Genomic DNA, 13,650 nt, shown 5'->3' with positions numbered 1-13,650 from the left:
TTGTTTTAAGTTTCGAGGTCCGTATGGTATTTTCATTACTAGTAGAGAAATTTTAATCTTCTAAGTTAGAAAAAATTTATATTATATACATAAAATTAAAAATATATTTATATATATTAATGTAATTAATAATTAAGCACCTTAATAATTAACCTCAAAGTTACTGATTAAAGGGGGAAATGGATATCATGGACATTATAAAGTTAATTTTGATTTTTACCTGTATTATTGGAGTCATCAAATTTAATAAACCCTTGTATGCATCAATATTAGCAGGTATTGCAGCTACTATTATTCTTTATAAAATAAATCCATTACAATCTATTAAACTTATGGCAGTGGGGGCTTTTAGTAAACAAACAATTTATCTTGTGTTAGCCTTTTATTCAATTACGTTTGTGCAAAGAATGTTGGAAAAAAGGGGACATTTAATGTTAGCTGAAAGATCTTTAAGTAATTTATTTAATAATAGAAGAGTAAATGCAATGGTTGCACCTTTTGTAATTGGATTATTGCCATCTGCAGGTGCGGTACTAATTGCTGCTCCTATTGTTGATAATGCTTGTGAAAATTATGTGACTAAAGAAGAAAGGACATTTATAAGCAGCTATTTTAGGCACATTTCAGAATCATTCCTACCAACCTATTCATCTATATTACTAGCATTAAACCTCACTGGTGTTGACATGACTGCATTTGTTTTAGGAATGCTTCCTATGGTAACAGTATTGTTTTTATTAGGGTATTTTTTCTATGTTAGAAAAATTCCTAAAGATACTGGACTTATGAAATCAAATGATAAGCTTCAAGATATTAAGAATTTAGTAATTAGTCTTTGGACTATAGCACTAACTATAGCAATTATTTTAATACTAAAGATATCTGTTCATATAGCTGTGATTCCAGTTATTATATTGTCCATTATCTTAAATAAATTTAGCTTTAAAGAAATAAAGCCAATGTTTATATCAGCAATAGAAACTAAGTTAATCTTTAACACTATGGTAGTTATGATATTTAAAGAGGTTTTAACTTTTACGGGAGTAATTGAAAGACTACCAGATTATTTCTCTGTATTACCAATACCATCAGTAGTTATTTTCGCATTAATAGTTTTCTTTGGAACATTGGTAGCAGGATCTCAAGCTATGATAGCTTTAGCACTGCCTCTAGCATATGCAACTATACCAAATGGGGGAGTAGCATTAATGTTATGTCTTATGTGTATGAATTATATAGCTATGCAAATTTCTCCATCTCATGTATGTTTGGCAATAGTTACAGAGCATTATGGTACTTCATTTATAGATTTAGTAAAAAAAACTATGCCTATAGTACTTTCTTTTGTTGTAATTAGTTCTTTATATAGCTACTTAGTATATCGTATATTTTAAACATTGAGAGAGTAAGTGTTTCTTCCTATAAAAGTTAATATTATATCTTTATTTATAGATATTAATATATAAATTAATTTGATCAGGAGGGTAAAGGGGAAATGAGTGAAAAATTATCAATTGGTATGAAAGCACCGGATTTTAACTTTATGACGGCATGGAATTTAGAAAATAATTTTTATGATAGTACAAGTGGAAAGAGAAATATATTGTTTTTTTTAAGATATTATGGCTGCACGGTATGTCAACTGCAAATTTTAAAGTTTATTAAAAACTATGAAAGGTTCAAAGAGAAGGATACACAATTATTTGTGGTATTACAAAGTGAGCCTGAAACTATAAGAGAGCAAGATAGTAAAGGAGACATACCATTTGCAATTATTTGTGATCCTTCACAAGAATTATATAAGTTGTATAATACTTCAGCAGCAAAGAATATGTTAGGACTAGGCTCTTTTAATTTATTTAAAAAAGTAGAAGAAGCTAAAAAACTAGGACTAACTCATGGTAAATATGAAGGGAATGAACTTCAGCTTCCAGCTACTTTTGTAATAGATGAAGAAGGTATAATCAAATTTGTGCATTATGGGCAGGATGCTGGAGATGTACCAGATATAGATGAGTTACTTAAATTGATATAATACTAAAAATAATAGATTTTTCTATAATAAAACGCAGCCTCTATATTTGTATAATATATAATCTTAGAAGTTGCGTTTTAATTCTATTTATGTTTATTTTCTTTTAATAATTTCGTGTATTCGTCCATAATATCATGAAAAATACACAAATCCTGGACGGTGAATTTTTTTAATAAATGTTTGTTAGTTTCAACTATGTTTATATTATCATACTTCTTATGTGCAATACTAAAAGCTTTTGCTTTTTCAGATGGATAAAGAAGAAAAATTTTAGCGTCTTCTTTGGAATTTACTCTATAAATCAAATCCTTTTTTATTAATTTTCGAACTGTTTGCGATATAGCACTAGTTGTTCTATCCCAAGTTCTTGATAACTCTGTTACTGTAATTCCAGGATTATCGGCAATGTCAGTGAGCACATGGGCCTCCATCATTGAAAGTTTTTCGTTAGTACCATAATCTCGTTTGGTATTAATATAATCCGTGTAAGCTAAAACAAAATTGTATAATACATTAGCATTTTTGCTAAGATTTTCAAAAAGTTCATTAACTTCTGTAACATCTTCAGTACTTATTGGATTATCTTTTATACTTAAAGTTTCTTTAGATATAGTAGCTTCTTTCATTACAGTACCTCCAAATATATGTAAACTCATTATACCATAATATGTAAGTATTCACAAATTACAACCAAAACTATAAAAAACATTTTAAATATATTGCAAAATAATTTTCTGATTATTCATAAAATTGCCACATGTACTATATATATATAATATAAAGTACTTAATAATTAAGTAGCTTAATAACTAAAATATTTTAAAAGTAAAATAGCACTAGCATATAATATCTTAAATTTAAGATATTAATGTATAAATTTTAATCCTTAAGGGAGGAAAAAGAATGAAGTATGATTTTAAAACATTAGTATCAAGAAAGGGTACTGGAGCTGCAAAGTGGGAACAAATGTATGGCTGGAATCCTAATGCTAAAGATGGGGTAGTACCATTATCAGTAGCAGATATGGAACTTAAAAATCCACCAGAAGTAATTGAGGGCTTGAGAGAATTTTTAAATCATGCTGTTTTAGGTTATGCAATGGCATATGACGAATTTTACGATGCAGTCATAGCTTGGCAAAAGACAAGGCATAACTGGGATATTAAAAAAGAATGGATTGTAAATACACCTGGAGTTGTAAGCGCGTTTTTCGCAGCAGTTAGAGCCTTTACAAACCCTGGAGACGGTGTAATCATCTTCAAACCAGTATATTATCCATTTGCTATGGCAATTGAGAAAAATGAAAGAGAATTAATTAACTGTCCATTAATTAATACAGATGGATATTACACAATTGACTACGATAAATTTGATGAATTGGCAAGGGAGTCAAAAAATAAGTTGCTTATTTTCTGCAGTCCACATAACCCAGTAGGAAGGGTATGGAAAAGAGAAGAATTAGAAAAGGTAGCTGAAATAGCAATTAAAAATGACTTGATTGTTGTATCAGATGAAATTTGGAATGACCTTATTATGCCAGGATATGAGCACACTGTAATGGCTGCAGTAAATGAAGAATTAAATGACAGGCTTATAACTTGTACAGCTCCATCCAAGAGTTTTAACCTTGCAGGAATGGGAACTTCAAATATTATCATTTCAAATGAAAAATTAAGAGAAACATTTAAAAAAGCAGTTGATGTTGTACATGGAGGAACAATTAATATACTAGGATATAAATGCTGTGAGTTAGCTTATACAAAATGTGGTGAATGGTTAGAAGAAGTAATAGAGTTGATTGATACAAACCAAAAGATTGTTAAAAAGTTCTTTGAAGACAATTTTCCTAAAATAAAGGCCCCATTGGTAGAAGGAACTTATCTACAATGGATGGACTTTAGAGCATTAGGTATGACAAATAAAGAATTAGAAGAATTTATGCATATGGAAGCTGAATTTTTCCTAGATGAAGGATATATATTTGGGGAAGAGGGAAATGGATATGAAAGAATAAACTTAGCAGCACCAACTGACGTAATTGAAAGAGCCCTAGGGAGACTTGGACAAGCGTTGAAAAAGGTCTATAAATAACAAACCAACTTAAATCCTATTGTATAAAAGTTACCAATTTATATTAATAAAATAAATATTGGGGGGAAATAAAGATGTCGAAACAAACATCGACTAAAGATCTTAACCGTACTTTAGGCTTTTGGGATTTAATGGGTGCATCTATAGGACAAATCATTGGGGCAGGTATTATGTCATTAACAGGAGTAGCCATAGGCATGACAGGAAGAGCTGTTCCTATAGCATTTGTACTTTCAGCAATAATGGTGCTAATTTCGTATTATCCATTAACATTGATAAATACTGTTGCTAGATTTAGAGGTGGAGCATATTCAGTGATAGGATCCTTATTAGGGGAAAAATGGACCGGAGCTTATACAATAATATATATACTTACCAATGTATCCCTATCTATGTATTGTTTATCCTTTGCAGATTATGCAATGCCTTTCTTGCCAATGTTACCTAGAAAATTATTAGCAGTGGGAATACTTGTATTACTGTATGTGCTAAATATGAAGGGAATAGATAAGTTTTCTAAATTTCAAAATGTTATAGTTGTTACATTAGTTTTGGCATTAACTACTTTCTCTGTATTTGGAATAACTAAGTTAGAACCTAATTATTTAAATGAAGCAACTTTTATGACAGGTGGAATGCTTGGACTACTCAGAGCATCTGCACTTCTAACCTTTGCAACAGGCGGCGCATCAATTATTGCTAATTTGTCTGGAGAGGCTAAAAATCCAACAAAAGATATTCCAAGAGTTATGATTGCCTCCACAATAGGAGTTGCAGTTCTGTATGCATTCATGGCTACAATTGCAGCAGGAGTACTACCAGTAGAGCAAGTAGCTAACAAGCCTTTAACAATGGTTGCAGGTAAAACTTTGCCTAAGTCATTTTATGTATTTTTTATAATAGGTGGAGCCTGGTTTGCTCTAATATCAACTCTTAACTCACAATTAGCATCAGCAACAAAACCAATTATGCAGGCGTGTAATGATGGTTGGTTCCCAAATAAGTTAGCAACATTACATCCAAAATATAAAACCCCAATAATTTTATTAACATTCTTTTTTATGATAGGATTTTTACCGATTGTGTTTAACTTAGATATAAGTATTTTATCTAAAATTACAACTACCGTAGGAAGTGTACTTAACTCAATGGTAGCATTATGTTTATTAAACGTTAGTAAAGTAATGCCACAAGCATGGGAAAAGTCACCTCTAAAAGTATCTAGAGCTGTGACTAAAGCGTTAGTTACAGTTGCAGTTTTAATTTATGCACTTCAAGCTGTTTTACTAGGTTCAAGTCTTTCTTTACCATTACTTCTTGGAAATATTGCAGTTGTAGTTTTTGCATTTATATTTGCTCAAGTTAGATATGCTAGTGGTAAAGTTAAGTGCGAAAAAAGTTATGAAATAGAATAAGCTTTTCAGTAAGTACTAAAAAAGAAGCATCAGATTATTCTGTTACTTCTTTTTTACTTACAAATAATATATTTACATGTTATAATTATCATTATTTTATTATGATGAAAAAGTTTAATGCAGACTACGAATTTTATTAAAGTTTTTATTTGAAATTACATTAAAAAATCTTTTAATTAAACTTTCATAGACATGATTTTACAACAACAATAGTTTTTGAGGTGATAATATGGCATATAATATTATTGATTTGCTTAATAAAGCTATAAGCATTTCAATTAGAAAAAGAGAAATTTATGAAAATATAAAGCAAGGAAAACATAATATCCCATCAATGGAGATAATACCAAAGATTTTAATAAAGAAAATCAACAGCACCATTGAGTATTATGAAGCCTTAAAAAAGGAAATAGGTGATGAGAGTTTTGAGGAAATTGATATAAGAATTTATGATAGAATTTCCTTTTTAATAAATGAATTTAGTAAAAAAATATATGAACCAGAAATTAATAATATTAGAGATTTTTTAGAGTTTTCACTTGTTTTAGAAAAAAATACATATTCTTTGATTATTGATATACAAGGGAGATTTACAGAAAATACTAGTGATGTACATACAAAAACATATAAAATTTTATCGGATATGATTAGCAATAAAGCTGACTTTGTAATAACACTTGAAAAGATTCTAAAATAAAATTTGATAATTCTTTGAAATAGTACTTTCATTAGTGGATGAAAATTTATTAATGAATACTAAATTAAGAATTATCTAGCTCTACATGTAATTATTTTGAATTTATGGATAATATATATAAACGTAAGTTAATATATGGTAAAATGATTTTGTGATTATTTTCAAAGCTTACATACATTGGTAAAGTGCTTAACAACTAAAATGTTTTTAAAACAAATATCATTAGTATAAAATATCTTATTTAAGATGCTAATATATAAATTAAAATCTTTAAGGGGGAAAGAGATGAAGTATGATTTTAAAACATTGGTACCAAGAAAAGGCACTGGTTCTGAAAAGTGGGAACAAATGTATGCTTGGAATCCGCATATTACAGATGATATAGTTCCGTTTTCAGTGGCAGATATGGAGCTTAAAAGCCCACCAGAGATAATTAATGGGCTAAAGAAATTTTTAGACAATGCTATTCTTGGGTATACAATGCCGTATGATGGATTTTATAATGCGGTTATAGCTTGGCAAAAGACTAAACATAATTGGGATATAAAGAAAGAATGGATTATAAATACTCCTGGAGTTGTAGATGCATTTTATGCGGCAGTGAGAGCTTTTACTAACCCTGGTGATGGTGTTATTATATTCAAGCCGGTATATTACCCATTTTCAATGGCTATTGCTGACAATGAAAGGGAACTTGTTAATTGTCCGCTTATTAACACCAATGGCTATTACACAATTGATTATAATAAACTTGATGAGCTAGCTAAAGATCCCAAAAATAGGCTGCTTATTTTTTGTAGTCCTCACAACCCAGTTGGAAGAGTATGGGGTAAAGAAGAATTAGAAAAAGTAGCTGAAATAGCTATTAAGAATGATTTGATTGTAGTATCTGATGAAATCTGGGATGATTTAATCATGCCTGGATATGATCATACTGTATTTGCAACAATAAGCGAAGAACTAAATGATAGACTTATCACTTGCACATCACCATCTAAGACATTTAATTTAGCAGGTCTTGCAATTTCAAATATTATTATATCAAATGAAAAGTTAAGAAAAGAGTTTAAAAAAGCAATTACTGTTGTTCGTGGAGGGACCGTGAACATATTAGGCTATAAAGCTTGTGAAATAGGTTATACAAAATGTGAAGGCTGGCTTGAAGAACTAATTGAGTTAATCGATACAAATCAAAAGGTTGTTACAAAGTTTTTTGAGGATAATTTCCCCAAAATAAAAGCCCCATTGATAGAAGGAACTTACTTGCAATGGATTGACTTTAAGACACTTAAAATGACAAATAAGCTATTAGAAGAGTTTATGCATATGGAAGCTGAATTCTTCCTAGATGAAGGCTATATCTTTGGAGAAGAGGGAAGTGGATATGAAAGAATAAATTTAGCAGCCCCAACCCATGTAATTGAAAAGGCACTTGAAAGGCTTGAAAAAGCATTAAAAAAGGTTTATAGATAAAAAAGAAACGTAAAGGAAGTGTTTTTTAGCTTAAGTATGTTAGTGATAAAATCAAATTAAAATAAACTGCTAAATAAATTGCCATGGAGTTAAACTTCATGGCGAAAATTGTTTTAAAGCATTCAGATCATTTCGTTTGACGAGCTGAAATTATAAACATTAGATAATTACGGTAAATAAATTTTATTTATTTTCAACTTCCCATATAATATCTTGAATAAAGTCACTAGCCCCTATTAACTCAACTTGATTATCGGATATGTTTATTATAATCTTTTTGCATAAAAGAGCACTTAATAAATTTGGCTTTATTTCAAAAGTGCCATTTTTTTCTTTGACTATTCTCCAATTAAGCTTAGCTAATATTTCTTTTAAGTTTTCTGTAAAATCGATTTTGCTGTTTATCGATTTTACTATTGTTTTAGGCCTGTATCGAAATATATCTGATATTATACGCAATATGGCAAAAGGAAGTAAAAAAATGCAGTTTTGTCGTGTGATTTTTAAATAAGGAAATACTGTACTAGCTAATATAGCTAAAATTAATATAAGACTTATAGACAACAAATTAAATATAAATGATCTAAAAAACAATTCTTTATATGAAAACATTTCTACCTCCTTAGAATATTCTATATTTATTAAAATAAAAATAATTACAGATTCATATGTTTTTTCAGTATTTCATCAATAAAGCTGTTTTCGTGTTCTTTCACCCTAAGGTACCTGTCAATAACTTTCTCGCCTGTAATTTGAATTTTAAATTGAACTTCATTTGAGGACACCCATTCATAGCTTAAAATTTCATTCCATTTATAAAAGCTAGTAAGATTTCTTCCAATTTCTAAAGATACCCGGTTTGTCCTATTCCTATAGATTGTTTTTGAACACAAATCCTGTATATACCTGTCACTATAAAAAATATACCTGTATATACATTTAAAACATCTATTTGATTTCCTTTTAAATAATCTATAATTTGTTCAATCAATATAATACATACAATTGTTATACATATTGTTATTATAATAGTTGATGCAGTATGCTTTTTTCTTTGCATTTTTATAATAAGTTTATCAGCATGGCCTATTTCATATAACTGTTTTATTATATAGCTAAACGATATTAAACTAGAAATTATAATTATCCATTTCATATCTATCTCCTGTTAATCTAAAAAGATGATTTATACTTTATTTTTATTATTTTCTATATTATACCATAATATTTTATTTGCAAGTATTTGTTTTCATAAATAACCCTATTATCCAACTTAACTATTAAATAATACTGAATTAATATAAAGTTTGTATTGCTTAATTGAGGATGAAATTATTATATGGTAAAGAAGAAGTGTATGGATAAGATAAATATATGTATTGATACTGATGATGTTATTACTAAGCTTTACCAATGAAATAAGCTTGTATAGTAAAACAAGCATAATAAACATTAAATATAACATGCAAAGTGCATACCGAGCATCTCACTATAGTTCTGCTTAATGGTTACAAATGGTATTTAGAAATTTCTGAAAATAAAGGATAAAAAGCTTTTATGTAGAAGTTATATGGTGAGGGGATGTGAAATTTATGGACAAGTACAAAATACCATTAGGAACTTTAGTTGAGGTAGAACATATTGACTTAGAAGCGGATAAAAAGAATCATGGAGTAAGGCTTTATGTTGTAGCACATCATAAAGATGCAAGAGGAATACCAGTATATTCTCTAGGGTTAAAAGGAGAAACCAATGCTTTAAAAATGTATAATGGATATTACGAGGAAAATTTAAGAGTTATTGATAAAATATCTGTTGAGTTAACTAAGGATGAAATAACTGACATAGTTCAGTGGGGAGATACCTGTGAAGAAGAAGGATGGCTCATTGAAAAGGAAGTAAATTTAAAAAATAGATTAAGTAAGATTATTTAATAGATATAGAACTTCAAATCTAGCAGATTACAATACTGCTAGATTTTTTTATTTACTACTTGACGCGTACTACGCATAGCGATATAATGAGTTTATACTACGTAAGACGTAATAGGAAGAGAATTAGTATGAAGAAGCAATAAATCTATGTATGATAGGGTTATTTTTATAAGAAATTCCTTAAATATCAAGTCACTTTAGGAGGTGTAAGAATTGAAAGATAAAATACAAGACTCTCCATTGACGGAGACAGCGTTACTGGTTTTATTATCTATGTACCAACCCAATCATGGCTATGGTGTGATGCAATTTGTAGAGGAAAAGACGAAGGGACGGGTTGTTTTTGGACCAGGGACATTATATGGTGCTATTAATAACCTAGTAAAGAAAAAATGGATTACTCCTTGCCCTGAGATAAAAGGAGAACGAAAGAAAGAGTATATTATTACTGATTTAGGCAAAGCACAAGTAAACATGGAATTAGAGAGGTTGAAGGAAATTTACAATATAGGAATGGAAATTACAAGTGTGGGGGGGTTGAATAGTGATAAACAAGTTTAAGATTTTTATAAATCCAATTGAAGGACAAGAAAAATGGCTAAATGAAAAAGCGAAAGAAGGATTTAGATTATCAAAGGCAGGTAGGTTTATTTATAAATTCGAAAAAAGCGAGCCAATGGAATACCAGTACGCAGTGGATTACGTTGGAAATAAAACCATTTCAGAGTGTAAAGAATATGAGAACTTTTTAGGCGAAGTGGAAATTAAATATTTTGAAAAAACGCTGAACCTTGGACAATTTTCGGTGGGGAGAGTTAAGTATCGGCCATACGCAAATCCGGGTGGAAAGATGGCAACATCTCAAGGAATGATTAATAGAGAACTTCTCATTTTAGAAAAAAGAAATAACGGGAAGCCTTTTGGCATATATAGCAATGTACGCGATAAAATTATGTCTTTAAGGGAAAGAAGGAAGCCGTATATTTATCTATTTATTTTTATGCTTCTTATGGAGTTGTATATCAGTTATATTGGTAGACCACTGATTAATATCTCTTACTGGAGTAATAGAAATATCACTGTTTTAGATAATGCAGCTTTATCAATTTTAGCAGGGGTAATAGGGATCATCTCTGTCATAAGGATAATACAATTATCTCTATCCATGAAGTCACTAAAGGTAAGAGAGAATATTCATGAATAAAAAAGACTTTGATTAGTGCCACCCACATGGCAAGTGGCAAGTGAAAACTCCAGAAATTTATAAAAAGTAGGTTTCTGGAGTTTTTGTTCCATAGTTAATACTATTTTATTCCAAGGGTCTGGTCACATAATTCACAAACCAATCTATAAGCCTTCTAGCAATACTGCCTCCTAAAGGAAGATTAGGAAATTCGTCTACACTATAAAAAGAAGCATCATCAATTTCAATACCATCAACTTTTACCTCACCGCTATCATATTCACAAGTGAAGGCTACCATTAAGGAGTCAGGGAAAGGCCAAGGCTGGCTGCCAAAATACTTTATATTTTTAACGTTTATGCCTATTTCCTCAAAAACTTCCCGCTGAACACAATCCTCAAAGGTTTCACCAGGTTCTATAAAACCTGCTATTACGCTGTACATGTCTTTAGGAAAATTAGTATTATGTGCAAGAAGTAGCTTACTATCTTTAGTGACAGCTGTTATTATAGCAGGAGATATTCTAGGATAATTAATAAAGCCGCATTTAGGACAAATTTTTGCTATTTCATCTTCTTTATCCTTTACTAAGGTTCCGCATTTGCTGCAGTACTTATATGTACTACTCCATTTTAAAAGATGAAAGGCTTTTGCTGCTAAATTAAAAAAGGCGTTATCCATTAGGCTTATAAGTATACGTAATTTATAAAATTTAAATTCACAAGTATTACTCAAGGATGTATGCACTTCTCCAAAAAGAAAATCTTTATTATCCTTTGATGTTAGAAAACATAAATTATCTAAAGTTATATCTAAGGTTTTCAAATCATTACCAGTAGGCATTAATACATGTCCATCTTCTATCTTAGCTAGTAATTGATCATTATTAAAAACAAAATATAATTTATTATTCATAAGTAAATACCTTTTCTTATCCTAAATTTATTCGATATTATAATACTAGTATAAATATTACAACAAATATTATCAATTCCTTATGAAAAAATAATGATATAAAAGATATAATAAATTAAGTTTAATAACAAAACTACAGAAGTTTACTTAGGATAAATTTCTGTAGTTTTTATAGTAAGATATAAAGTAGAAGTTGTATCCTATTATTGCTGAGGAAGTAGTTTCTACAGCAATATTAAATCTCTAAAAACTCTGTTTTTATATCATCCTTGATTTGAGATATTGGAATTTTAAATTCAGGAATTCCCTCATCATAAGTACCGATTTCACATAATGGGAAATATACTACAATATTGCCAGGAGTAATATAAAATGACTGTGTATCTGAAATACTTTTAAAGTTTTTATGATTAGCATATTCCTCTTTGTATATACCTCCATTTTGTTCTATATCTTTTTTCATTTGCTGCTCAGCATCTTGGATTTGTTTTTTTATTTCTTTATTTATCACATCTTTGTATTTTGATTCATCTTTAAATAAATCCTTTAAAGTTATTTCTTCTCCAGTATTAATATTTATATTCTTAGTTATCTTTTCATAATTTTCGTGAGCGCCACCTGTATACTCATGATAATTAATTGAAATACTTAGTAAATCATTATCGTTATAATTTGCATTGAAATGTGTATAGGCATATATTCCATTATCATTTTTCTTTGATTCCTTTTCGCGTTCCCTAGCGATTTTCTCTATCTTGTCACTAAATTTCATTATATCTTTTTCAAAGCTGCTATTTAATTTATTTTGCAAGTTTGTATCCCTGAGGCCGTGTACTATTGGAATCCTTAAATCAGATGTAGTATTTCTTATTATTTTTTCTTTAACTTTTACTTGAGGATATTTCACATCAATATCTTTTTTTACACCTTTTTCGAAAGAAGAGAAAGGAATTTTGAACTCTTGAATGCCTGCTGCATAGGGCGCAATTTCATAATGTCCATAGCAGATAACAATATTGTTATCTTTAACGTAGAAGGATTGAGTATTTGAAATTGAACTTACTACGCTAAGAGCATCTTCAAAATAGCCAGCTTCTTTTGATTCCATCTGCTTTTTTATTTCACTACTTATTATTTTCTTATAATTTTCTCCTTCATAGAAAAAATCCTTTAATGTAGCTTCATTTCCAGTATCTAAATCTATATTAAAATTATTTTGTAATGTAGAGCCATGTGCACCGCCTGTATATTGATAATAAATAACTGAAATACTTAATAAGTTATTTTCAGTAGTATGAACTTTATAATCTACAAAGGCAGCATAGGGGAGCATTGCCCATTCATATTCTTTAGAATCTTTTAACGCAAGTTTTGATGTTTCTTCTAAATCCAGTTTAAATGCTATTATTTCCTCTTCTAACATATCATTTATTTTCTTTTGTATAGATTTGTCCTGAATTCCATCCACTACTGGAATTTTTATATTTACATCTATTGCGTCATTTTTATATTTAATTTCTTTAGTTTTAACAGTTATATTAGTTTCAACATCTGTAGGTGTATTCTTATCATTAAATTGAATTGCTGTAGGATTTTCCTCAGCTAATGCATAGGATCCATTCCCAAGTTCTAAAATACAAATAAGCCCTAAACACAGTATTTTTTTCATTTTATTATATTCCTTTCTTTTAATGTTTTAATATATTTTATACTTATAAGTATATACTTATTTATCCAGTAATTGGTTACAATAAAAATACAAAAATACTATAAGTTAGAACATAGTTGGCAGAAGTGTGGAAAAAATAATTAGGAAGAATGAATAATTAATGATTATAATAGAAATAAGATAAAACAAAATGAAGGACTCAAATTGTTATTAAGTAAACTATTGAAAAATTTAAAGA

At 29.2% G+C, this 13,650-nt stretch carries 14 protein-coding genes; 9 read left to right on the top strand and 5 right to left on the bottom strand.

Annotation, left to right across the window (positions count from 1 at the left end; all coding sequences use genetic code 11):
• Positions 1–188 precede the first annotated feature (188 nt).
• Both BSD9I1_RS05725 and BSD9I1_RS05720 read left to right on the top strand, forming a co-directional pair.
• The gene (locus BSD9I1_RS05725) at positions 189–1,394 is read left to right on the top strand and encodes a DUF401 family protein (RefSeq protein WP_186429521.1); all 1,206 of its coding nucleotides are present in this window, start codon (positions 189–191) and stop codon (positions 1,392–1,394) included.
• Between the two features lie 101 nt (positions 1,395–1,495).
• On the top strand, positions 1,496–2,035 hold the full coding sequence (locus BSD9I1_RS05720) for a peroxiredoxin-like family protein (protein WP_186429520.1): 540 nt from the start codon (positions 1,496–1,498) through the stop codon (positions 2,033–2,035).
• Between the two features lie 83 nt (positions 2,036–2,118).
• Here the strand turns inward: BSD9I1_RS05720 and BSD9I1_RS05715 are convergent, their stop codons facing one another.
• Positions 2,119–2,661 carry a MarR family winged helix-turn-helix transcriptional regulator gene (locus BSD9I1_RS05715; protein ID WP_186429519.1) on the bottom strand — a complete coding sequence of 181 codons (543 nt, stop codon included), beginning with the start codon at positions 2,659–2,661 and terminating at the stop codon, positions 2,119–2,121.
• 277 nt (positions 2,662–2,938) lie between these two features.
• Here BSD9I1_RS05715 and BSD9I1_RS05710 point away from each other — a divergent pair, with 277 nt between their 5' ends.
• From BSD9I1_RS05710 to BSD9I1_RS05695, 4 genes are all read left to right on the top strand, one after another.
• The gene (locus tag BSD9I1_RS05710) at positions 2,939–4,126 is read left to right on the top strand and encodes a MalY/PatB family protein (protein ID WP_186429518.1); all 1,188 of its coding nucleotides are present in this window, start codon (positions 2,939–2,941) and stop codon (positions 4,124–4,126) included.
• Positions 4,127–4,200: 74 nt separating this feature from the next.
• Positions 4,201–5,541, top strand: coding sequence for an APC family permease (locus BSD9I1_RS05705; protein ID WP_186429517.1), 1,341 nt, complete (start codon positions 4,201–4,203; stop codon positions 5,539–5,541).
• 229 nt (positions 5,542–5,770) lie between these two features.
• On the top strand, positions 5,771–6,238 hold the full coding sequence (locus BSD9I1_RS05700) for a hypothetical protein (RefSeq protein ID WP_035305785.1): 468 nt from the start codon (positions 5,771–5,773) through the stop codon (positions 6,236–6,238).
• A 285-nt stretch (positions 6,239–6,523) separates the two neighbouring features.
• Complete coding sequence (locus BSD9I1_RS05695; protein ID WP_186429516.1) at positions 6,524–7,711, top strand: MalY/PatB family protein; 1,188 nt, start codon at positions 6,524–6,526, stop codon at positions 7,709–7,711.
• 183 nt (positions 7,712–7,894) lie between these two features.
• On the opposite strand, the gene BSD9I1_RS05690 is transcribed toward BSD9I1_RS05695, so the two are convergent.
• A complete protein-coding gene (locus BSD9I1_RS05690) occupies positions 7,895–8,323 on the bottom strand; it encodes a hypothetical protein (protein WP_186429515.1) in 429 nt (142 codons plus the stop codon).
• A 232-nt stretch (positions 8,324–8,555) separates the two neighbouring features.
• Positions 8,556–8,867 (bottom strand): hypothetical protein, encoded by a 312-nt coding sequence (locus tag BSD9I1_RS05685; protein ID WP_186429514.1) that lies wholly within the window; start codon positions 8,865–8,867, stop codon positions 8,556–8,558.
• Positions 8,868–9,303: 436 nt separating this feature from the next.
• On the opposite strand from BSD9I1_RS05685, the gene BSD9I1_RS05680 reads away from it, so the two are divergent.
• The 3 genes from BSD9I1_RS05680 (at position 9,304) to BSD9I1_RS05670 (ending at position 10,849) form a co-directional block, all read left to right on the top strand.
• Positions 9,304–9,645 (top strand): hypothetical protein, encoded by a 342-nt coding sequence (locus BSD9I1_RS05680; protein ID WP_186429513.1) that lies wholly within the window; start codon positions 9,304–9,306, stop codon positions 9,643–9,645.
• 213 nt (positions 9,646–9,858) lie between these two features.
• Positions 9,859–10,206, top strand: coding sequence for a PadR family transcriptional regulator (locus BSD9I1_RS05675; RefSeq protein WP_186429512.1), 348 nt, complete (start codon positions 9,859–9,861; stop codon positions 10,204–10,206).
• Entirely contained in the window at positions 10,190–10,849 is a 660-nt protein-coding gene (locus tag BSD9I1_RS05670) for a DUF2812 domain-containing protein (protein WP_207653884.1), read from the top strand. Before BSD9I1_RS05675 ends, BSD9I1_RS05670 begins: the two co-directional genes overlap by 17 nt.
• Before the next feature lie 105 nt (positions 10,850–10,954).
• On the opposite strand, the gene nudC is transcribed toward BSD9I1_RS05670, so the two are convergent.
• Both nudC and BSD9I1_RS05660 read right to left on the bottom strand, forming a co-directional pair.
• Positions 10,955–11,743, bottom strand: coding sequence for an NAD(+) diphosphatase (gene nudC / locus BSD9I1_RS05665; RefSeq protein ID WP_186429511.1), 789 nt, complete (start codon positions 11,741–11,743; stop codon positions 10,955–10,957).
• Between the two features lie 235 nt (positions 11,744–11,978).
• A complete protein-coding gene (locus BSD9I1_RS05660) occupies positions 11,979–13,412 on the bottom strand; it encodes a PdaC/SigV domain-containing protein (protein ID WP_186429510.1) in 1,434 nt (477 codons plus the stop codon).
• Positions 13,413–13,650: the final 238 nt, after the last annotated feature.

The organism is Clostridium sp. BSD9I1, assembly GCF_900185645.1.
In the GTDB taxonomy this organism is placed as follows: Bacteria; Bacillota; Clostridia; order Clostridiales; family Clostridiaceae; genus Clostridium_AK.
The sequence above is the reverse complement of the archived record's forward strand: the minus strand, read 5'-3'. Positions and strand labels throughout refer to the sequence as shown.